The following is an 18,575-nucleotide window of genomic DNA, read 5'->3' on the forward strand; positions in this document are numbered from 1 at the left end:
CGTGACGGGGAAGCGGTAGCGCTGGTCCTCCGGAGCCTGCGCCCCGCGGTCCTGGCGCTCGCCGACCTTCCGTGTCCACTCGTCGGGCCGGTGGCCGCCCCCAAACGCCGAGGCGAGCACGCGGTCGCGGGCGCGCGCGCCATCACCGCCGTGCTGCCCGACGGGCTCAGGACCCAGGTGGTCCAGGTGACCGCGGTGGACGAGCGGCGCGACCTGGCCCTCCTGCGCCTGACCCTGCCCGGGGTGGTGCCCCACCTGCCGCTCGGCCCGGCCACGCTGCCCACCGAGGGGGAGCGCCTCCACGTGCTCCAGGCCCGCCCGGGCCGCCCGCCCGAAGTCCGCGCCCTGGAGGTCCGCGCGGTGCAGGTGCTGGGGGACTGGCTCACCCTGCTGGAGCTGGCGCGCACCCTGCCCGAGGACGCGTCAGGCGCCCCGGTGCTGAACGCGCAAGGCCAGGTGGTGGGGGTCGCCACCGCGGCGCTCGCCAATGGCCGCGCGCTGGGGCTCGTCATCCCGGTGCGCTACGTCGGGCCCCTGCTCATGATTCCGGGCGAACCCCGCCCCCTGTCGGCGCTGGACGCGCCCCGGCTGCGCGCCAGCCGCGTGCGCCAGGTGCCCCAACATCCCGTGGGCCTGCTGGAGGGCTGCGCGATGCCCGCCGTGGAGGCCGTGGCCGCGCTGCTCGGCCATGCCATCAACGTGGGCGCCCCCGCCTACAACCGGGGCGACGTGGAGGGCTGCTACCGGCTCTACGCCCACACCGCCGAACAGCTCATCGACGAGCGCGACGACTGCCCCGGCGTCCAGCGCGCGCTGCGCGACGGCCTCCTGCGGTGCCAGAGCCTGCGGGACGCGGAGGACCGCGCCTGGGCCCTGCGCGACACGTTCGACGGGCTGATGGACGTCATCGGCCGGTGGCGGCAGTCGCGCCCCTCTGGCCCCGTGTCCTCCCCGAAGCGCCCCCCGCCGAAGACGTACCTCAACTAGCGGCGGGAGGACGCGCGCCGCCCGTCAGGCCTCGTCCCAGCGGATCCGCAGCGCGTAGGCGTGGGAGGCGCACTCCACCACGTCCACGCGCGGCAGCACCCGCGTGAGGCGCAGCACCTGCTCCACCACCCCCGCCACGAAGTCCGGCAGCGGATCCGCGTCCACCACGGTCGCCCGCCACTCGCGCGCGCGCACCACCTCCAGCACCAGCTTCATGTCCTCGCGGCCCGCGCGCAGGTACGTGGGCAGCCGCGACAGGCACCGCTCCACGCCCAGCAGCGGCGCCGCGGAGGCGAAGATGCGCCCCACCAGCGTCTGCGCGAACCCCTCCACGTAGTGCCGCCCCAGCACCCGGTTGGCCTCCTCGCCCGGCAGCCCCGGACACGCGTGCCGCCGCGCCACCGCCAGCGCCGCGCGCCACACCTCCAGCGGGAGGTACTCGGGCGCCGTCTCCGGCTCGTAGCCCACGTCCCGCAGCGCCTGGGCGAACCCACCCGACGGCCGCAGCGCGTGCTCGAACAGCCCCTCGAAGTTGCGACGCGGCACCATCACCGACGCCAGCGGGAGCCGAGGCGCTCCCGTCATCCCTGCTTCAGTCCATGGCTCCATGCGCCAACCCCCCCAGGGTCCAGCCCCCGCCCTTCAGGCCGGGAAACCGTGCAGTACTGTATCAGTCCGTCGGACTCGACCCGCCACCCCACCTTCCTGCCCCGACGGATTTTTCCGGTGATTTTCCGCCTTTTTTCCCGCCATTAAACACTCGATTTATGGCGCCCTGCGTCGGGCAATTCCTGTTTTCGGGTCCAGTAGGACCCCTGCTGCAAGTAAAATCAGCGTGTCAACTGCCGAAAAAGCCGGAAGTCAACCAAAGGTAATCATTGAATCCAAGGTAGGCGTTCTAACTTCCTCACCCCACCGGAAACTCCCTCCGCTCGGTATGCGAGAATTGTTCATCCCCCTTGCAGTGTGAGTGACCCCATGAGCATTCGCCGCACCGAAGGTCAGACTCCCGTTACCCTCCGTCCCTCCACCGACACTTCGAAGACGGCGCCGAAGGCGAAGAACGTCCTGCGCGTGAAGGACGGCTTCGAGTCCGTCAAGGGCGTGGGCGGCGCCAACGTCGCCGCGGCCATCGCGCCCCCGACGACGACGTCGACGCAGGGCGCCGCCACGGGCCGCCTCGCGCTGGACAGCAAGGACGCGCAGGCCGCCATCCAGACGTCCATGGCGTACCTGACGCCCCCGATGAGCGCCCAGACGCTGCTCGCCGCCAACAAGGCCGGCGCGACCCTGGCGCCCAAGAGCGTCGAGCGCGACTCGCTGGGCATGACCCACGTGCGCCTGGACCGCATGCACGAAGGCGTGAAGGTCTTCGGTGAGCAGGTCATCAGCCACCTGGGCAAGGACGGCAAGGTCTCCAGCATCACGGGCGAGCAGAACCCCATCCCCGCGGGCCTGGGTTCGCAGAAGCCGAAGCTGGCGCCCCAGCAGGCCATCGACATCGCGAAGAAGGCGCTGGGCGGCAAGGCCGACAAGCAGCCCTCTTCCGAGCGCGTCATCTACCAGGACCAGGCCGGCAAGTACCACTCGGCCTACCAGGTGGAAGTCACGCAGATCGCCGGCCAGGAGAAGCCGAAGAAGCAGAACTACATCATCGACGCGAACACCGGGAAGGTCCTCGAGAGCTTCAACAAGATCGACGGCTTCTCGCGGCCCAAGGCCAGCGCGGCGGGCGACGCCAAGCAGGTGACGGCCACGGCGACCCCGAACGCGCCCATCCCGGACCTGGGCTCGGCCACGTCGAAGATCACCATCGCGGATGACGTGACGGTGGATCAGCTCAAGCTGAGCGTGGACATCAAGCACACGTACAGCGGCGACCTGGACATCAAGCTGACCAGCCCCTCGGGCAAGACGGCCATCGTGCAGAGCCGCAAGGGCGGCGGCGTGGACGACGTGAAGGGCACCTTCGACCTCTCCGCCTTCGCGGGCGAGAAGGCCAAGGGCGAGTGGACCATCACCGTCGACGACAAGGCCAAGCGCGACACGGGCACCCTGCAGTCGTGGGGCCTGAACATCACCGCGAAGGAGAAGACCCCCACGGATCCGCAGCAGCCGCCGGTGGGCACCGCGGACGACCTGTCGATGTACAGCGGCCACGTCGACCTGAAGACCACGAAGAACGCGGACGGCACGTACTCGCTGGAGGACTCGACGCGCGGCAAGGGCATCGTGACCTACGACGCGAAGAACGCGGCGACGGCCAGCGGCCAGACGAAGATCACCGACAACAACGACAAGTGGGGCGAGGCCACCGACCCGGCGCGCGCCAAGGCCGCCATCGACGCGCACTACGGCGCGGCCATGACGTCCGACTTCCTCAAGGACATCCTGGGCCGTGACTCCATCGACGGCGCGGGCGAGAAGCTCGTCAACTACGTGCACGTGAAGAACAACTACGTGAACGCGTTCTGGGACGGCGAGAAGATGAGCTACGGCGACGGCGACGGGAAGAACTCCGGTCCGCTGACGACGCTGGACATCGCCGGCCATGAAATCGCGCACGGCCTCACGGAGCGCACCGCGGGCCTCGTCTACAGCGGCGAGTCCGGCGGCCTGAACGAGTCCTTCAGCGACATCATCGGCACGGGCGTGGAGTGGTACGCCGCGAAGAACAACCCCGAGGCCAAGTGGAACTGGACCGTGGGCGAGGCCGCCTGGACGCCGACGAACGGCGACCCGAACGACGGCCTGCGCTACATGAACGACCCGACCAAGGACAACTACTCGGTCGACAACTACAAGAACTACCCGAAGCAGACGGAGGTGCACGGCTCCAGCGGCATCTCCAACAACGCCTTCTACCTCCTGGTGGAGGGCGGCAAGAACCGCACCTCCGGCCTGGAAGTGAAGGGCGGCATCGGCATGGAGGACGGCCTCAAGATTTTCGGCCGCGCCCTCACCACGTACATGACGCCGAAGACGAACTTCGCCCAGGCCCGCGAGGCCACCATCAAGTCCGCCACGGACCTGTACGGCGCGGACTCCACCCAGGTCCAGAAGGTGAAGGACGCCTGGACCGCGGTGGGCGTGAACTAGTCGTCGTCCACGCTTCCTGAAGCATCCTGAGGCGGGCCCGGTGTCGAAGCCGGGGCCCGCCTCTTCCTTTTGCCGCTCAGGCGCCGCTCAAGCAAAGAAGCGCGTCAGCACCGCCACCATGCGGGCCACGTCGGAGGCGGCGGCCAGCTCACGGATGGAGTGCATGGACAGCATGGGGTTGCCCACGTCCACCGTGCGGATGCCCAGCTGCCCCGCCGTGATGGGGCCAATGGTGCTACCGCAGCCCAGGTCCGTGCGGGTGACGAAGTGCTGGGGCGTGACGCCCGCCTCGCGGCACAGCGTGGCGAAGTGCGCCCACGACTCGCCGTCCGTCGCGTAGGACTGGTTGACGTTGGTCTTGATGACCGGGCCGCCGCCCAGCTGCGGCTGGTGCTTGGGTTCGTGCAGGGACGGGTAGTTGGGGTGCACCGCGTGCGCCATGTCCGCGCTCACCAGGAACGAGCGGCGGATGCTCCGGTGGAACGCGTCCGCCCGGCCATCCGAGTGCCCCTGGACGATGCGCTCCAGCAGGTCCTTCAGGAACGGCGACGCGGCGCCCTGCGCGCTGCGGCTGCCGCACTCCTCGTGGTCATAGAGCACCACGCCGCAGGTGGCCTCGCGCGGGCCGGAGGGCGACAAGAGAGCGGTGAGGCCCGTGTGGCAGCTGGCCAGGTTGTCCAGGCGGGGCGCGTGGAGGAACTCCCCGTGCAGGCCCGAGCGCGTGGACGGCTGCACGTCGTAGAGGCACAGGTCATAGCCCAGCAGGTCGTCCGCCGCCGCCGTCACGCCCTCCTTCGCCAGCTCCTCCACCAGCAGCGCGCGCAGCTCCGCGGGGCCCGCGCTCTCCAGGCCCAGCACCGGCACCATGTGCTCCTGCGGGTTGAGCTTCAGCCCGTCGCTGTTCACGCCACGGTTCAGGTGGATGGCCAGGTTGGGCACGCGCAACAGCGGCCGGCGGAAGTCCACCAGGTGGTGCTGGGGACGGCCGTTGTGCAGCGTCACCACGCGGCCCGCGAGCGACAGGTCGCGGTCCGTCCACGTGTGCAGCAGGACCCCGCCGTAGACTTCCACGCCGAGCTGCTGGTAGCCGTGGCGGTTGACGGGCGAGTTCGGCTTGAGGCGCAGGTTGGGCGAGTCCGTGTGCGAGCCCACCAGCCGGAAGCCGGTGGCGTCCGTGGGCTTCGTGCCCAACTGGAAGGCGGCGATGCTCGTGTCGCCGCGCACGACAAAAACCTTGTCCCCGGGCTTGAGGGACCAGGACTCCCGTTCGTCGAGCGCGCGGTACCCCGCGGCGGTGAGGCGGCGCGCCGTCTCCCGCACGGCGTGGTACGGCGTGGGCGACGCGTCGATGTACTGGAGGAGGTCTCCGGCCTGCTTGTCGGTGTCGGTGGGGCTCATGGGCCCGGCACGCTAACGCCGTCCGGCCTCCGTGCCACGTCCCAGTGTCGTTCCCCCGACAGGCGGACGTGCGCCCGGCGGCAGGATGGTGGAGGAGGCGCGCGTCCTGGGCCCCGCGTCCAGGAACGTCCCCAGCAGCACCCAGCGGCGCGCGGCGTCCTCGCGGGCCTTCTTCGCCGCCAGCGGCGTCGTGTAGTGCCAGAAGGGCAGCCGGTACACGGTGATGCCGCCCACGGTGCTGACCTTGGTGAGCTCGGAGAAGTGCCCGTCCTTCGCGTACACGAGGTACTGGTGGTCCACGGCGGGCATCGTCAGGCTGACGTGCATGTCCACGTAGCCGTCGCGCGCGTCGTCCTCTTCCGGGTGGTGGTCGTTGTGCGGGCCCGTGTAGTCGCCGGGGCCGTAGCAGAGCACCTGGATGCCCCACGCCCGCTTGAGTGCCCGGCCGCTCACCGCCGCCGCGAACCCCGCGAAGGTGTCCGAGCGCAGCAGGGCGACCAGCCCCACTCCTTCCGCGGCGCGCCACGAGCGCGAGCGACGGCTCTCCAGGAGCGCGGTGCGCACCCGCACCGTCTTGGGCAGGGCCTCCGTGTAGTTCTCCACCATGCCGGAGATGGAGTCCTCCGGGATGGGGTCCTCCATCGTCACGAGCGTGTCGCGCAGCGCCGCGTCCAGCACGTCGCGGGCCTCCGCGGCCTTCTTCACGTCGATGACGCCTTGCAGCGCGACGAAGGGGCGCGTGGGGTCCAGGAGGGCACCACACGTCTCGGGGTCTCGACCTTCGAGAATGCGGCGGCCTCGGGGGGTGAGCAGGTCGGCGAACTGGGTGGGGAAGCGCGGGGCCATGGCGCGCACCATAGCGGTCCGGGGGTGGAACGCACGCGCTGGAGCACAGCGTCCAGGCAACTCCCCTGCCCGCCCGGCGGATAATCCGTTACCCGAAATCCACGGTAGAAGGTGTCCATGACGTCCATCCGCAACCGCCCCAGCGCTGTGCCCCCCGCAGCGTCTTCCCGCACGCAGGCCCCGGCCGCGCAGCCGGCCCGGACCAACCAGGTCACGCAGGTGTCGCGCGCGGACGTGCTCAACCGCGCGGAGCTGGCGCGGGTCCGTTCCACCCAGCCGCCGGTGGCCCCGGTGGCGGGCTCGTGGCGGGGTGGCCCGAACACCGAGGTGGGCCGGGCCATCCAGACGATGCGCGCGCGGCTCCAGGACGTGAACATCACCATCAAGGGTGACACGCCGTCGAGCCTGTTCGACCGCGCCATCCTGGACAACAAGCACGTCACGAACGAGCAGATTCTGGAGATGTCCAAGGTGAAGCTGGAGCAGCTCGCCACGGATCCGAAGGACCGCGCGAAGGTGCTGGAGAAGGTGCCCAACGCGCGCGAGCTGCCGGTGCACAAGTTCACCGTGGCGATGCTGTCCGCGGTGACGGGCATCGACCGCGCCGCGCTGTCGGAGGCCTGCCCCGACCTGGGACTCACGGGCGCGCCGGGCACGCCGCTGCTCTACGCCGCCAAGACGGAGCGCATGCAGCGCTCCACCGCCCTGCACGACTTCACGGACTACATGCGCGGCGCGGGCGTGAAGGGCATGAACAAGGCCGTCTGGGGCGTGGAGAACCGCATCCTCTCCGCCATCGTCTCCGCGGCGGGCGGCGGCCGGTACTAGGTCGCACGCCTTGTCGGCCGTGGGGTGGGCTCAGTCGTCCGAGCCGCCCCCGGCCAGCTTCTGACGCGCGGACTCCAGCCGCATCATCCGCACCCTGGACGCCAGGTCGAGCAGGCGCCGGTCGCGCTGCCACCGCTCCCGCGTCTCCACGTCCACGCCCTCCCAGGCCGTCTCGCAGCGCTCCAGCGCGCGCTGCAGCTGGGTGAAGGCGCCGCCCAGCGCCACGTGGACGCCGGGGTCGCTGGGGTCCTCGTTCGCCAGCGCCCGCATCAGCACCGCGAGCGACACCAGCTCCTCGCGCAGCGCCACCGGCCAGCCGCAGCGGCGGCCCACCTTCACCAGCCAGCCCAGCACCGCCAGGTTGACGTGGCAGTCCTCCACGGTGCGGAACGGCCGCAGGTAGCGCGTGTAGCCATCTCCGGGCAGCACGTCCTCCGTGCTCACGGTGACGCCCTCCAGCCGCAGCGCCGCGTGGGGCACCTCCGGCACGAAGGACAGCGCCGGCAGCGGCTCCACGTGCACGCCGGGCTTCTTCGCGTCCAGCAGCACCATGCGCAGGCGGTTGCGCCCCTGCGCGTCGCGGCCCTCGGTGGCGACCACCAGGAGGACTTCCGCGTGCGTGCCCAGGGTGACGTAGGTCTTCTGCCCGTCGAGCCTCCAGCCGGTGCCCGCGGGCGTGAGCGTCGTTTCCATCGCGTTGGGGTGCCCGCCGCCGGGCTCGGTGGCGCAGAGCGCGCCGCGCCGGTCCCCCGGGAGCTGGGGGAAGAGGGAGCGCAGCGCCGCGTGGTAGCCGGAGGCGAACGCGAACCCCAGCCGGTCCATGCGGAACCCGCTGGCGAGCGCCTGATCCGCAGGGGCCGGGAAGCGCGGCAGCACCGCGAGGTGCCGGCGCCACCAGGCCTCCACGGAGTCGAGCGAGGGAGACTCGGGGGCTTCGGTGAGCAGCAGGCGCAGGACGTCTTTCACGCCTTCACTCTAATCTCCGCCCCCCGGAACGCGCGCGGCGTTTGGCGCTCAGCTCGCGGCGCGGCGACCCCGGCCCGCGGACTTCGAGCGGGAGGTCGCCTGGGACTTCGACTTCGAGGCGGCCTTGGACTTCGACGCGGGCTTGGGCGACGACTTGGACTTGGAGGCGGCCTTGGACTTCGACGGGGCCTTGGCGGAGCGCTTGGCCTTGCTCGCGGCCTTCTTGCGGCGCGCGGGGGCCTTCTTCTCCGGGGCGAGGATGGTGCCCCGGCAGGAGGGCGTGCCGCAGCGGCAGACGTAGAGCCCTTCCGCGTCGTCGTCCATCTCCGGCGTGCGCTCGTAGGCGTAGTCGTACGTCAGCTCCTCGCCCGGCTCGATGGTGCGCAGCGCGTAGATGTGGATGTGGCCCTTGTCGATGAGCGACTGGCAGTTGGGCTCGCACGAGTGGTTGATGTAGCGCGACTCGTTGTGCACCGTGCCCGCGTCCAGCACCGTGTCGTCATCCAGGTTGAAGAGGAAGGTGTGGTGGCGCTCCATCGACTCGTCGTCGTAGCGCACGTCCGCTTCGGCCTGGGTGATGCGCTCACCGATGTACTCGATGATGCGCGCGCCCTTGCGGATGCGGCGGGTGGCGAAGGCACCGAGCCCCTGGATGGGCGACTGGCGCAGCTCGAAGGGGATCGACGGGGTCGGCTGGAAGGAAGGAGAAGTCATCATCGGGATGGGAGCGGCTGGGGCGGGGTGCAGGTTCGGCCAGGACGCTGCCTTCAGGCGCGGTGTAGCGTGCCGCAGTCAAGCCCGCGAAGAAAGGCACTCGAACATGCGGTGGTGGCTCGTGGTGGGAGCGGTGAACGCTTTCCTGTCCGTGGCAGCGGGAGCCTTCGGGGCGCATGCGTTGCGCGCCCGACTTCCCCAGGACCTGCAGGTCATCTTCGAAACAGGCGCGCGCTACCACATGTACCACGCGCTCGCGCTGGTGGCCGTGGGACTGCTGGGCCTCACGCGCCCCTCGCCCCTGCTGTCCGCCGCCGGGTGGGCGATGCTCGCGGGCATCGTCCTCTTCTCCGGCAGCCTCTATGCGCTCGCCCTCTCCGGGGTCCGCGTCCTGGGCGCCGTCACCCCGCTGGGCGGCCTGGGCTTCCTCGCGGGCTGGGTCCTCTTCGCCATGGCCGCGTGGCGGACGACCCCGTGAGCGGGTGTCACTCCTTCAACAGGGGCGGCATGGGGTAGATGAGGTCCAGGTCGCGGTGATTGCGCAGCCCGCAGGCCTCGCGCTGCACGGTGAGGTTCCAGCGCAGCCGCTCCGCTTCCTTCCAGAGCGCGCGGTATGCCGTGTAGCGCTCCGTCCTTGCGAGGCCGCTCGATGCGCGCAGCTCGCGCTCGGAGCGGGACAGCGCGTCGAGGGCCTTCTCCAGGCTGTCCCCGGAGCGGCGCAGCCCGGAGGCACGCTCGCGCTGGAAGTCCACTTCGACAGGCAGCAGGGTCTCGATTTTCACCGGACGGGCCATGGCCTCCCCCTAACAGCGAGGCGGTGGCCGCGCATCGCGCGCCGGGGACAGCCCGGCCTCCTCGCCCTGGACCCCACCGGACGGGCAGGCGGACTCAATCCGGCGGCGGCGGCGCGCCCAGGCGCCACACCTCGCGGGCCCAGGCGAGGCCCGCGCCCAGCACCATCCCGTTGCGCACGAGCAGCAGCACCGTGTGGGGCCACTGGAGGCCGGAGTAGTACGTACTTCCCGCGAACAGGCCCCGGGTGATGGCCGCGGCGACCAGCAGCACGACGGACGGTCCCACCGCACCGGAGAGCAGCGCGAGCGCGGCGGCCCCGGTGAGCCAGATGAGGTACTGCGGGCTCAACACCGGGTTGAGGATGACGAAGGCCACGAGCGGCACCAGCGCCAGCCGGGCCAGGTCCTCGATGTGCTGGGGCGGCCTGCGCCACGCGCCCCGCACGGACACCGCCGCGGCCAGCAGCGAGCCCGCCACCCAGACGGAGCGGGTGAGGACGCGCACCGCCTCCGCGGCGGGGCCGTGCAGCTCATAGGAGGCCGGCGCGTGGACCCACTGCACCTGGACGAACCCCAAGAGCTTCGCGGCCCACAGCAGGCCCGCGCTCAGCGCCTCCACCTGGAGCCCCCGGTCCACGTGGAACGACGCGAACCGCCACCACGGCCACAGGAAGCTCATGGGCAGCAGCGGCAGCACGCCCGCGACGAGCCCCAGCACCAGGGCCCGCGTCGGCTTCAGGCCCCGCCGCCAGCACACGGCCAGGGCCAGCGGGATGAGCACCGCCGGGTACAGCTTGGTGACGGTGCCCACCGCGAGCGCGACGCCCGCCCACCCCTCGCGCCGCCGCATCAGGGCCACCAGCGCGGCCAGGACGAACACCGCGGGGATGAGGTCGTAGCGCTTGAGGTAGTGGATGCTCTGGATCCAGCTCGTGACGCTGTACGCGGCGAGCGGCACCCACGCGCGCCGGGCCGTGCCCCAGCGCCGCACGCCCTCGGACAGCAGGAGCCACTTGATGACCGCGTCGAAGAGCGTGAGCTGCAGGCCGAAGGCGAGGATGAAGCCGCGCTCGTCGCCCCCCACCCAGGCGGCGGGCACGAACCACAGCAGCGCGTAGGGCGGGTATTCAAAGCGGAAATCGACGTTGGGGACCGCGCCCTCCAGGAAGGCGTGGGCCGTGCTGAAGTACAGGTACAGGTCGCCCGCGCGCGGAGAGAACGCGTAATAGGCGAGCGGCAACACGCTCACGGCGAGCGCGAGCCAGTGCAGGGGCCCCAGCCGGACGCGGGAGGGCACGGCGGGAGTCGAGGCGGACACGGGGCGGCACTCTGCCCGCGTGGCCCGGGCGCTGTCGCGGGGAAAGGCGTCCGGAGCCTCCCCTGCCCCTCGTGCCGCCTCGCTTCCGGTGTGCGAGGCGGCACCCGACCCGCTAGGTTTGGCCCTCCCGTGCCTACGACGCTTCACAAGCCCACGAAGGACGAGCTGTTCGCCGCCACCGGCCGCTCCATGCCGGATCTGCTGTCACCGGGCCTGCGCGTGCTCTTCTGCGGCATCAACCCCAGCCTCTATTCGGCGGTGGTGGGGGTGCACTTCGCGCGGCCGGGCAACCGCTTCTGGCCCGCGATGCACGCGTCGGGCTTCACGCCGCGAAGGCTCCATCCGTCCGAACAGGGCGAGCTGAAGGCGCTGGGCCTGGGCATCACCAACGTGGTGGACCGGGCCACGGCGTCCGCGGACCTGCTGGAGCCCGGGGAGCTGGCGGCGGGCGCGAAGACGCTGAAACGCAAGGTGAAGCGCTACCGCCCGGCCTTCCTCGCGGTGCTGGGCCTGGGCGCGTACCGCACCGCCTTCGCGCGGCCGAAGGCGGGGTTCGGCCTGCAGGCGGAGACGCTGGGCGACACCCGGCTGTGGGTGCTGCCCAACCCGAGCGGGCTCAACGCCAGCTACCAGCTCCCGGACCTGGCGCGGCTGTTCGGTGAACTGCGCCGCGCGGTGGACGCAGGCGGAGCGCGCGCTACTTGAGGAGGCCCGCCTCGCGCGCCACCTGCGAGGCAACGGGCAGCACCTGGTCGAACGCCGCGGCGTTGCAGGCGAGCAGGCCCCGGTGGTTCTGGAGCTCGGAGCCGTCGTAGCGGTACGGCGTGCCGGCGAGGTCCGTGAGCACGCCGCCCGCGGAGCGGATGACGGCCTCCGGCGCGCAGTTGTCCCAACGGTAGCTCTTGTCGCTGACGTGCACGTAGAGGTCGCAGCGGGACTCGGCGAGCAGGCCGCACTTGAGGCCCACGGAGCCGGACTCCGTCTCGCGGGTGATGCCCAGCCGCTTCACCACCGCGTCCGTCGTCTTCGAGCGGTGCGAGCGCGACACGACGAGCCGCAGCGCCGCCGGGTCCACCACGTCCGACACGCGCAGCGCACGGCGGCCCCGCGGATCCTCCACGTACCCCTGCTCGCCGACGACGCCCGAGTAGAGGACGTCCCCGACGGCGCGGTAGACGACCCCCAGCGCCGCGCGGCCCTCCACCGCGAGGCCGATGTGGATGGCGAACTCGCCGTTGCGGTTCACGAACTCCTGCGTGCCGTCGAGCGGATCCACGTACCAGCAGCGCTCGAAGCGCTTCGCGTCGGACGCGTCCTCGTTCTCTTCCGCGACCACGCCGTCGGACGGGAAGGCCTTGCGCAGCTCGCCCACGATGAAGGCGTTGGCGCGCTCGTCGGCCAGCGTGACGGGACCTGCGCCGCCCGCCTTGTCCGTGACGGAGAAGTCGGTGGCATAGACCTGCAGGAGGATGTCACCGGCCTGGCGCGCGATGCGCCGGGCCACGTCGAGCTCGTGTGCGAGTGCGGGCATGGAGGCCGGCGAGTCTGCCCGCTCGGCCCTGCTTTGGAAACCAAGGGAAGCGCCCGGATGGGGCGGATTGCCCCGAGGGGGTGAAATGCCCCGCCCCCGCGCACGTGTCCCGCCCGGCAGGGGCCCTGGCCCGGCGGCTGCAAAACCCGGAGGGAAGACGTCTTTCAGCGCCGGGGGCAGCGGGCCGGGCGCGGCAAGGAATTACGCGATGATGAAATGGCTGATGGGACTGGCGCTGCTGGGCATCGGCGTGGCGCTGGCGTTCGCGGGCGGGCGGATGGTGTACCGCTCGCAGGTGAGCACGGGCTGGCCCACGGCGCAGGGCACGGTGGTGAGCTCGCGCGTGGAGACGCTTCGCAGCAAGCGCGCGGTGAGCTTCCGCCCGGAGGTGAGCTACCGCTACGAAGTGAACGGCACCCCGTACACGTCCGACACGGTGGCCTTCGACGGTCACGGCGCCGGGGGGCTCGTGGACGCGCAGGCGGTGACGCGCCACTACCCGGCGGGGGCGCCGGTGACGCTGCACTACGAACCGGGCGACCCGTCGGTGTCCTGCATCCAGTGCGGCGCCACGGGCTTCATGAACTACGTGGTGTCGCTGGTGGGCGCGGTGTTCGCGGCGGTGTCCGCGTGGGGCCTGATGGACATGGCGCGCACGGGCCTCAAGGAGCGCAAGCGCCAGCCGCCGCCGTCGGTGCGCGCCGGGGTCCGTTAGGCCATAGTCCTGGCATGCCCGTCACCATCCGTCCCGCGAAGGCCTCGGACGAACCCGCCCTGGGCCGCATGGGCGCGGCGCTCGCGCGGCAGCACCACGGCTTCGACCCGCAGCGCTTCATGGTCCCGGACGACGTGGAGGCCGGCTACCGCTGGTGGCTGAGCAAGGAGGCGCGCCGTCCGCAGGAGGCCGTGGTGCTCGTGGCCGAGCTGGACGGCGACGTCGTCGGCTACTGCTACGGCCGGCTGGAGGGCGTGGACTGGAACATGCTCCTCGACAAGCACGGCGCCCTGCATGACATCTGGGTGGAGGCGGCGGCGCGCGGCACCGGCACCGGCCGCCTGCTCGCGGAGGCCATGGTGCAGCGGCTCACGGAGCTGGGCGCGCCGCGCGTGGTGCTCTCCACCGCCGCGAAGAACGAAGCCGCGCGGCGCCTCTTCGAGCGGCTGGGCTGGCGCGCCACCATGGTCGAGATGACCCGCGAGACGCCGCCCCGCTCATAGCCGCCCGGCTCACAGCCGCCCTTCTGGCACCCGGCCCTGCTGGAAGGCCTCCACCTGCCGCGGGGTGAAGGGCTGCGTGTAGAGGCCCCGGTCCTGCTGACGGGAGCGGAACACGTCCACGATGAGGTTCATCCGGTCGCGCAGCGAGCCCCAGTCCCGGGCCGCGCTGCCCGCGGTGTCGTCCGGCGTCCGGTCCAGCTTCTTCATCAGCGCCAGCAGCTCCGGGTGCTCCAGCCGCAGCAGGTCCGGCGGGAAGTCCCCGGTCGGCGTCAGCGCCGGGACGTCCTGCCCCAGCCGCAGCGTCCGGTCCGGCAGCTCCAGCGTCATCAGCGCGCGCGTGGTCAGCTCACGCCAGCAGCGCTCCAGCCGCTCCGCCAGCGGCGTGAAGGCCGCGAGCAGCCACGTCTCCGGCAGGCCGGATCCACGCGCACGCAGCGCCTCCAGCAGCTGGCCCAGGAACAGCTCCTTCAACGGGGCCATCAGCGCGCCGTGCACGGGCTCCTGAAGCCGCACCTGCTCGTGGTAGCCCACCAGCGCGTTGGCCAGGAACACCCGCTCCGCGCGCGCCTTGGGATGCGCCGTGCGCAGCGCGTCCTGGTAGGCGCGCACCGCCTGGATGAGCAGGTCCTGCCCGCCGGCCTCCACCGGGCCCGGCTTCAGGCGCGACACCACGCGCTCCAACGCGGCGGGGCTCGTCGCGTCGGGTGCGCAGAAGTGCTGCAGCATCGACACGTAGAGCGGTCCCAGCTCCTGGAACACGATGCGGTTGCCCAGGGCCACCTGCTTCGCCACCGCGTCCATCACCGGCTCCACCACGTGGGACAGCACGGAGAACACGCCCGTGGACAGGCCCCAGGCGCCCAGCAGCTGGGCCTGCACCCCGACGAGCGTGCGCAGGATGCCGTCCGCCCGGGACAGCAGGTCCCTCAGCAGCGCGGGCAGCACGTCCTTGCGGATGAACGTCCCCGCCGTCTTCGACGCCCAGGTCGCGACGCCACACCAGCCCACGTCCTTCTCCCCCAGCACGTCGGTGAAGGACACCACCAGCACGTGGTACGTGTGCGTGATGTGGAGGTTGCGCAGGGCTCCGTCCTCCATGCGCGAGATGGCCTCCACCTCGGCGTGTGTCGGCGGGGGCCAGGGGCGAGGCAGCGGGCTCGGTGCCATGGCGGGACGGTCTCCGGAAGGCGGCGCGGAAAAGGGCCGTCCTTCAGCATGGCCCTTCCGGCGCGCGGGCCGCCATCGCCCCGTGGGAGCGCGTGGACTAGCTTCGCGGTCCCATGCCCCACCCTTCCGCGCGCTTGCTCTGGCTGCTGTCCGTCACCCTGCTCGGGGGCTGCATGGAGGCTCCGGTGAGCCCGTCCGCCAATCCGGTGGACGTGGGCGTCACCACCGCCGCGCTCGACGTGACGACCGATGACGGCCCCGTCCGCGGCGTGAGCACCGGTGGCCTCAACATCTTCAAGGGCATCCCCTACGCGGAGCCGCCGACAGGCAACCGGCGCTGGGCCCCTCCCGCGCGCCCGTCGCGCTGGACGCAGCCTCGGCCCGCCACCGACTTCGGACCGCCCTGCCCCCAGGTGAAGGACGGAGCTGTCTACGCGTCCGAAGACTGCCTGCGCCTCAACGTGTGGGCTCCCGCCGCGCCCGCGAAGCCGCGCGCGGTGCTCGTGTGGATCCACGGCGGCGGCTACGTGGAGGGCCACTCCAGCGAAGGCTGGTACGACGCCGCGCAGCTCGCGCAGCGCGAGGACCTGGTCGTCGTGTCGTTCAACTACCGGCTGGGCCTGCTCGGCTTCCTCGCCCTGCCCCAGCTCATCGCTCCGGACGGGGGCACCGGCAACTGGGGTCTGAGGGATCAGATCGCCGCGCTGGACTGGGTGCGCCGCAACATCGCCGCGTTCGGAGGCGACCCGCAGCGCGTGATGATCGCCGGGGAGTCCGCGGGCGCCGTCTCCGTGACGACGCTGCTGGCGGCCACGCCGGCCCAGGGACTGTTCCAGCGCGCCGCCATCCAGTCCGGCACCTCCCGGCCCGTGCTGGAGAAGGAGCAGCCCGTGGGCGCGTTCCCCTCCGCGTACTTCGTGGGCCTCCAGACCGCCATCGTCCTGGGCTGCACCGAAGGCGATATCGCGGCGTGCCTGCGCTCGAAGTCCGCCGTGGAGGTGCTGGGAACGCAGGCGCGGCTGACGCCGGTGACGGAGCTCGGCCTCGCGTTGACGCCCACGTTGCCGGTGGTGGATGGCGTGGTGTTGCAGGGCCGGCCGCTCGCGCGGGTGCTCGCGGGCCTCGGGGACGTGCCCGTGCTGGTGGGCGCCAACGACAACGAGGCGAGCTTCGTGCTCGCCAGCATCGGCGTCGTTGGCAACCCGGGCGACTTCGGCCGCTACGTGGACTACGTCGGCGCGGGGGCGAAGAAGGCGGAGCTCACCGCGCTCTACCGACCGGCCGTCGTGGGTGAGGTCGCGGCGGCGGACGCGCTGGGCACGGACCTGTCGTTCGCGTGTCCGGCGCAGCGGCTGGCCACCGCGAGCGCCACCGTGGGCACGGCCCGCGCGTACCTCTACCGCTTCGCGCGCGCCCTCCCCAACGGCCCCTTCGCGTCGCTGGGCGTCGCGCACGGCACGGACCTCGTCTACCTCTTCGGCCACTTCGACGCCGTGGGGAGCGTGCCCACGCCGCAGGACCTGACGCTGTCCCAGCAGCTGCAATCCGCCTGGGGCGCGATGGCGCGAAATGGTGCCCCCATCCCCGCGTGGCTGCCCTTCTCCCCCGGCGGGACGTTCATCACCTGGAACACGCCGGCCACCACGGAGGTGACCTGGCGCGCGGGACGCTGCGCCTCGCTGGAGGCCTGGGGCCTGCTGCCCCCGTAGACACGACAAAGCCCCGGGTGCGGACACCCGGGGCTTCGGTGGGGCGTCACCTGTTTGGAGGCAGCGCCTACTTCTTCTGCTCCTTCACCCACGAGTCCTTCAGCGTCACCGTGCGGTTGAAGACAGGCGCGCCCGGCTTCGAATCATTCGCGTCCGCGCAGAAGTACCCCAGGCGCTCGAACTGGAAGCGGTCACCCGGATTCGCCTGCGCGAGCGACGGCTCCACGCGCGCATCCGAGACGACCTCCAGGCTGTTCGGGTTCAGGAACGCCTTGAAGTCCTTCTCCTTGTCCCGGTCCGGCTGCTCCACGGAGAAGAGCCGGTCATAGAGCCGCACCTGCGCGGTGGGCGCGTTGCCCGGCACCCAGTGCAGCGTGCCCTTCACCTTGCGGCCATCCGGCGAATCCCCACCGCGCGTCGCCGGGTCGTAGGTGCAGCGCAGCTCCGTGATGTGGCCGGCCGCGTCCTTGATGACCTGCTCGCACTTGATGAAGTACGCCGAGCGCAAGCGCACCTCCTTGCCCGGCGCGAGGCGGAAGAAGCCCTTCTCCGGCACCTCCTGGAAGTCGTCCGCCTCGATGTACAGCTCGCGCATGAACGGCACCTTGCGCGAGCCCAGCTCCGCCTTCTTCGGATGGTTGGCGACCTCCAGCTCCTCGGTCTGCCCCTCCGGGTAGTTCTCCACCACGACCTTGAGCGGACGCAGCACCGCCATGGCGCGCGGCGCCGTCTCGTTGAGGTCGTCCCGGATGGAGAGCTCCAGCACGCCCATATCGATGAGACTGTCCGACTTGCTCACGCCGATGCGCTTGGCGAAGTCGCGCAGCGACGCGGGCGTGTAGCCCCGGCGACGCAGGCCGCTGATGGTCAGCATGCGCGGATCATCCCAGCCCGACACCAGCTTCTCCGTCACCATCTGGAGCAGCTTGCGCTTGCTCATCACCGCGTAGGTGAGGTTCAGCCGCGCGAACTCGTACTGGTAGGGCCGGTCGCCCTTGATCAGCGCGTCGACGATCCAGTCGTACAGCACGCGCCGGTTCTCGAACTCCAGCGTGCACACCGAATGGGTGATGCCTTCGATGGCGTCCGACAGGCAGTGCGCGAAGTCGTAGAGCGGGTAGATGCACCACTTATCGCCCGTGCGGTGGTGGTGCGCCTTGCGGATGCGGTAGATGGGCGGGTCGCGCAGCACGGGGTTCGGCGAAGTCATGTCGATCTTCGCGCGCAGCGTGTGCTTGCCGTCCGGGAACTCGCCCGCCTTCATCCGGCGGAACAGGTCCAGGTTCTCCTCCACCGTGCGCGTGCGGTACGGGCTGTCCCGCCCCGGCGTGGTGAAGTCACCCCGGTACTGGCTGATCTCCTCCGCGGACAGGCTGCACACGTAGGCCTTGCCGTCGGTGATGAGCTGCTCGGCGAAGGCGTAGAGCCGGTCGAAGTAGTCAGACGCGAAGAAGCGCCGGTCGTCCCAGTCGAACCCGAGCCAGCGCACGTCGCGCTGGATGGACTCCACGTAGTCCGTGTCCTCGGTGAGTGGGTTGGTGTCGTCGAGGCGCAGGTTGCACTTGCCGCCGTACTGACCGGCCAGCCCGAAGTTCACGACAATGGCCTTGGCGTGACCGATGTGGAGGTAGCCGTTGGGCTCGGGCGGGAAGCGGGTGTGCACGCGACCGCCGTGCTTCCCGGTCCGCTGATCCTCCTCGATGACCTCCTGGAGGAAGTTGAGGCCCTGCGTCTCAGTCGTCGTCGTCATTGGGAGCGAATCCTCTTGAAGCCGGACAAGGGGGGCAAGGGTTTCCTGACCCGAATCCCCCTCCCGCCGTTTTAACCAGGCCGTGTCACACGTCCGAAAGCAGCGACTCCCAGGCCTTGAGTGCCCGCTCGGAGGACAGCTCCTCCGCGCGCTCCAGGGCCCGCTCGCGCAGGTCCTGCCGCCACACGGCATCCCCCACCACCCGGCCCAGCGCCTCCGCCATGGCCGCGTCGTCACCCATGGGCACCAG

General features: G+C 71.2%; 18 protein-coding genes. 8 read left to right on the forward strand and 10 right to left on the reverse strand.

Annotated elements, in window-relative coordinates; genetic code table 11:
- Nucleotides 1-987, forward strand: a 987-nt coding sequence (locus tag D7V97_RS22580) for a serine protease (protein WP_147444924.1), incomplete at its 5' end; no start/stop codon positions are given.
- 24 nt (nt 988-1,011) lie between these two features.
- Here the strand turns inward: D7V97_RS22580 and D7V97_RS22585 are convergent.
- Nucleotides 1,012-1,572, reverse strand: a complete 561-nt coding sequence (locus D7V97_RS22585; RefSeq protein WP_233583088.1) for a DUF2378 family protein — start codon at nt 1,570-1,572, stop codon at nt 1,012-1,014.
- 393 nt (nt 1,573-1,965) lie between these two features.
- Between D7V97_RS22585 and D7V97_RS22590 the strand changes: the two genes are divergently transcribed.
- On the forward strand, nt 1,966-4,086 hold the full coding sequence (locus tag D7V97_RS22590; RefSeq protein ID WP_120612731.1) for a M4 family metallopeptidase: 2,121 nt from the start codon (nt 1,966-1,968) through the stop codon (nt 4,084-4,086).
- Between the two features lie 87 nt (nt 4,087-4,173).
- On the opposite strand, the gene D7V97_RS22595 is transcribed toward D7V97_RS22590, so the two are convergent.
- Nucleotides 4,174-5,484: a M18 family aminopeptidase gene (locus tag D7V97_RS22595; RefSeq protein WP_120612732.1), complete on the reverse strand. Its 1,311-nt coding sequence runs from the start codon at nt 5,482-5,484 to the stop codon at nt 4,174-4,176.
- A gap of 12 nt (nt 5,485-5,496) precedes the next feature.
- The gene (locus D7V97_RS22600; protein WP_233583089.1) at nt 5,497-6,330 is read right to left on the reverse strand and encodes a hypothetical protein; all 834 of its coding nucleotides are present in this window, start codon (nt 6,328-6,330) and stop codon (nt 5,497-5,499) included.
- Between the two features lie 117 nt (nt 6,331-6,447).
- On the opposite strand from D7V97_RS22600, the gene D7V97_RS22605 reads away from it, so the two are divergent.
- A complete protein-coding gene (locus tag D7V97_RS22605) occupies nt 6,448-7,158 on the forward strand; it encodes a hypothetical protein (protein WP_120612734.1) in 711 nt (236 codons plus the stop codon).
- A gap of 30 nt (nt 7,159-7,188) precedes the next feature.
- Here D7V97_RS22605 and D7V97_RS22610 read toward each other — a convergent pair whose 3' ends face one another.
- Both D7V97_RS22610 and D7V97_RS22615 read right to left on the reverse strand, forming a co-directional pair.
- Nucleotides 7,189-8,124, reverse strand: a complete 936-nt coding sequence (locus tag D7V97_RS22610; RefSeq protein WP_120612735.1) for an acyl-CoA dehydrogenase family protein — start codon at nt 8,122-8,124, stop codon at nt 7,189-7,191.
- A 48-nt stretch (nt 8,125-8,172) separates the two neighbouring features.
- Nucleotides 8,173-8,838 carry an SET domain-containing protein gene (locus D7V97_RS22615; protein WP_120612744.1) on the reverse strand — a complete coding sequence of 222 codons (666 nt, stop codon included), beginning with the start codon at nt 8,836-8,838 and terminating at the stop codon, nt 8,173-8,175.
- A gap of 106 nt (nt 8,839-8,944) precedes the next feature.
- On the opposite strand from D7V97_RS22615, the gene D7V97_RS22620 reads away from it, so the two are divergent.
- Nucleotides 8,945-9,316, forward strand: a complete 372-nt coding sequence (locus D7V97_RS22620) for a DUF423 domain-containing protein (RefSeq protein ID WP_120612736.1) — start codon at nt 8,945-8,947, stop codon at nt 9,314-9,316.
- 7 nt (nt 9,317-9,323) lie between these two features.
- Here D7V97_RS22620 and D7V97_RS22625 read toward each other — a convergent pair whose 3' ends face one another.
- Entirely contained in the window at nt 9,324-9,632 is a 309-nt protein-coding gene (locus tag D7V97_RS22625) for a hypothetical protein (RefSeq protein ID WP_120612737.1), read from the reverse strand.
- Nucleotides 9,633-9,726: 94 nt separating this feature from the next.
- Entirely contained in the window at nt 9,727-10,950 is a 1,224-nt protein-coding gene (locus D7V97_RS22630) for a glycosyltransferase family 87 protein (protein WP_120612738.1), read from the reverse strand.
- Nucleotides 10,951-11,139: 189 nt separating this feature from the next.
- Here D7V97_RS22630 and mug point away from each other — a divergent pair, with 189 nt between their 5' ends.
- The gene (gene mug, locus D7V97_RS22635; RefSeq protein WP_120612745.1) at nt 11,140-11,655 is read left to right on the forward strand and encodes a G/U mismatch-specific DNA glycosylase; all 516 of its coding nucleotides are present in this window, start codon (nt 11,140-11,142) and stop codon (nt 11,653-11,655) included.
- On the opposite strand, the gene D7V97_RS22640 is transcribed toward mug, so the two are convergent.
- On the reverse strand, nt 11,648-12,481 hold the full coding sequence (locus tag D7V97_RS22640; protein ID WP_120612739.1) for a 3'(2'),5'-bisphosphate nucleotidase CysQ: 834 nt from the start codon (nt 12,479-12,481) through the stop codon (nt 11,648-11,650). The genes mug and D7V97_RS22640 overlap by 8 nt on opposite strands.
- Before the next feature lie 208 nt (nt 12,482-12,689).
- On the opposite strand from D7V97_RS22640, the gene D7V97_RS22645 reads away from it, so the two are divergent.
- On the forward strand, nt 12,690-13,196 hold the full coding sequence (locus D7V97_RS22645) for a DUF3592 domain-containing protein (RefSeq protein ID WP_158623432.1): 507 nt from the start codon (nt 12,690-12,692) through the stop codon (nt 13,194-13,196).
- A gap of 14 nt (nt 13,197-13,210) precedes the next feature.
- The gene (locus D7V97_RS22650; RefSeq protein ID WP_120612740.1) at nt 13,211-13,699 is read left to right on the forward strand and encodes a GNAT family N-acetyltransferase; all 489 of its coding nucleotides are present in this window, start codon (nt 13,211-13,213) and stop codon (nt 13,697-13,699) included.
- A 9-nt stretch (nt 13,700-13,708) separates the two neighbouring features.
- On the opposite strand, the gene D7V97_RS22655 is transcribed toward D7V97_RS22650, so the two are convergent.
- The gene (locus D7V97_RS22655; protein ID WP_147444925.1) at nt 13,709-14,866 is read right to left on the reverse strand and encodes a hypothetical protein; all 1,158 of its coding nucleotides are present in this window, start codon (nt 14,864-14,866) and stop codon (nt 13,709-13,711) included.
- A 113-nt stretch (nt 14,867-14,979) separates the two neighbouring features.
- Here D7V97_RS22655 and D7V97_RS22660 point away from each other — a divergent pair, with 113 nt between their 5' ends.
- Entirely contained in the window at nt 14,980-16,575 is a 1,596-nt protein-coding gene (locus D7V97_RS22660) for a carboxylesterase/lipase family protein (RefSeq protein WP_120612742.1), read from the forward strand.
- A gap of 67 nt (nt 16,576-16,642) precedes the next feature.
- Here the strand turns inward: D7V97_RS22660 and D7V97_RS22665 are convergent, their stop codons facing one another.
- Nucleotides 16,643-18,325: a glutamine--tRNA ligase/YqeY domain fusion protein gene (locus tag D7V97_RS22665; protein ID WP_120612743.1), complete on the reverse strand. Its 1,683-nt coding sequence runs from the start codon at nt 18,323-18,325 to the stop codon at nt 16,643-16,645.
- Nucleotides 18,326-18,575: the final 250 nt, after the last annotated feature.

This window comes from Corallococcus sp. CA053C (genome assembly GCF_003611675.1).
GTDB lineage: Bacteria > Myxococcota > Myxococcia > Myxococcales > Myxococcaceae > Corallococcus.

Coding starts and splice junctions, on each gene's coding strand:
- D7V97_RS22585 (WP_233583088.1), bottom strand. CDS start 1,572: ATGACGGGAGCGCCTCGGCTCCCGCTGGCGTCGGTGATGGTGCCGCGT.
- D7V97_RS22590 (WP_120612731.1), top strand. CDS start 1,966: ATGAGCATTCGCCGCACCGAAGGTCAGACTCCCGTTACCCTCCGTCCC.
- D7V97_RS22595 (WP_120612732.1), bottom strand. CDS start 5,484: ATGAGCCCCACCGACACCGACAAGCAGGCCGGAGACCTCCTCCAGTAC.
- D7V97_RS22600 (WP_233583089.1), bottom strand. CDS start 6,330: ATGGCCCCGCGCTTCCCCACCCAGTTCGCCGACCTGCTCACCCCCCGA.
- D7V97_RS22605 (WP_120612734.1), top strand. CDS start 6,448: ATGACGTCCATCCGCAACCGCCCCAGCGCTGTGCCCCCCGCAGCGTCT.
- D7V97_RS22615 (WP_120612744.1), bottom strand. CDS start 8,838: ATGACTTCTCCTTCCTTCCAGCCGACCCCGTCGATCCCCTTCGAGCTG.
- D7V97_RS22620 (WP_120612736.1), top strand. CDS start 8,945: ATGCGGTGGTGGCTCGTGGTGGGAGCGGTGAACGCTTTCCTGTCCGTG.
- D7V97_RS22625 (WP_120612737.1), bottom strand. CDS start 9,632: ATGGCCCGTCCGGTGAAAATCGAGACCCTGCTGCCTGTCGAAGTGGAC.
- mug (WP_120612745.1), top strand. CDS start 11,140: ATGCCGGATCTGCTGTCACCGGGCCTGCGCGTGCTCTTCTGCGGCATC.
- D7V97_RS22640 (WP_120612739.1), bottom strand. CDS start 12,481: ATGCCCGCACTCGCACACGAGCTCGACGTGGCCCGGCGCATCGCGCGC.
- D7V97_RS22645 (WP_158623432.1), top strand. CDS start 12,690: ATGATGAAATGGCTGATGGGACTGGCGCTGCTGGGCATCGGCGTGGCG.
- D7V97_RS22650 (WP_120612740.1), top strand. CDS start 13,211: ATGCCCGTCACCATCCGTCCCGCGAAGGCCTCGGACGAACCCGCCCTG.
- D7V97_RS22655 (WP_147444925.1), bottom strand. CDS start 14,866: ATGGCACCGAGCCCGCTGCCTCGCCCCTGGCCCCCGCCGACACACGCC.
- D7V97_RS22660 (WP_120612742.1), top strand. CDS start 14,980: ATGCCCCACCCTTCCGCGCGCTTGCTCTGGCTGCTGTCCGTCACCCTG.
- D7V97_RS22665 (WP_120612743.1), bottom strand. CDS start 18,325: ATGACGACGACGACTGAGACGCAGGGCCTCAACTTCCTCCAGGAGGTC.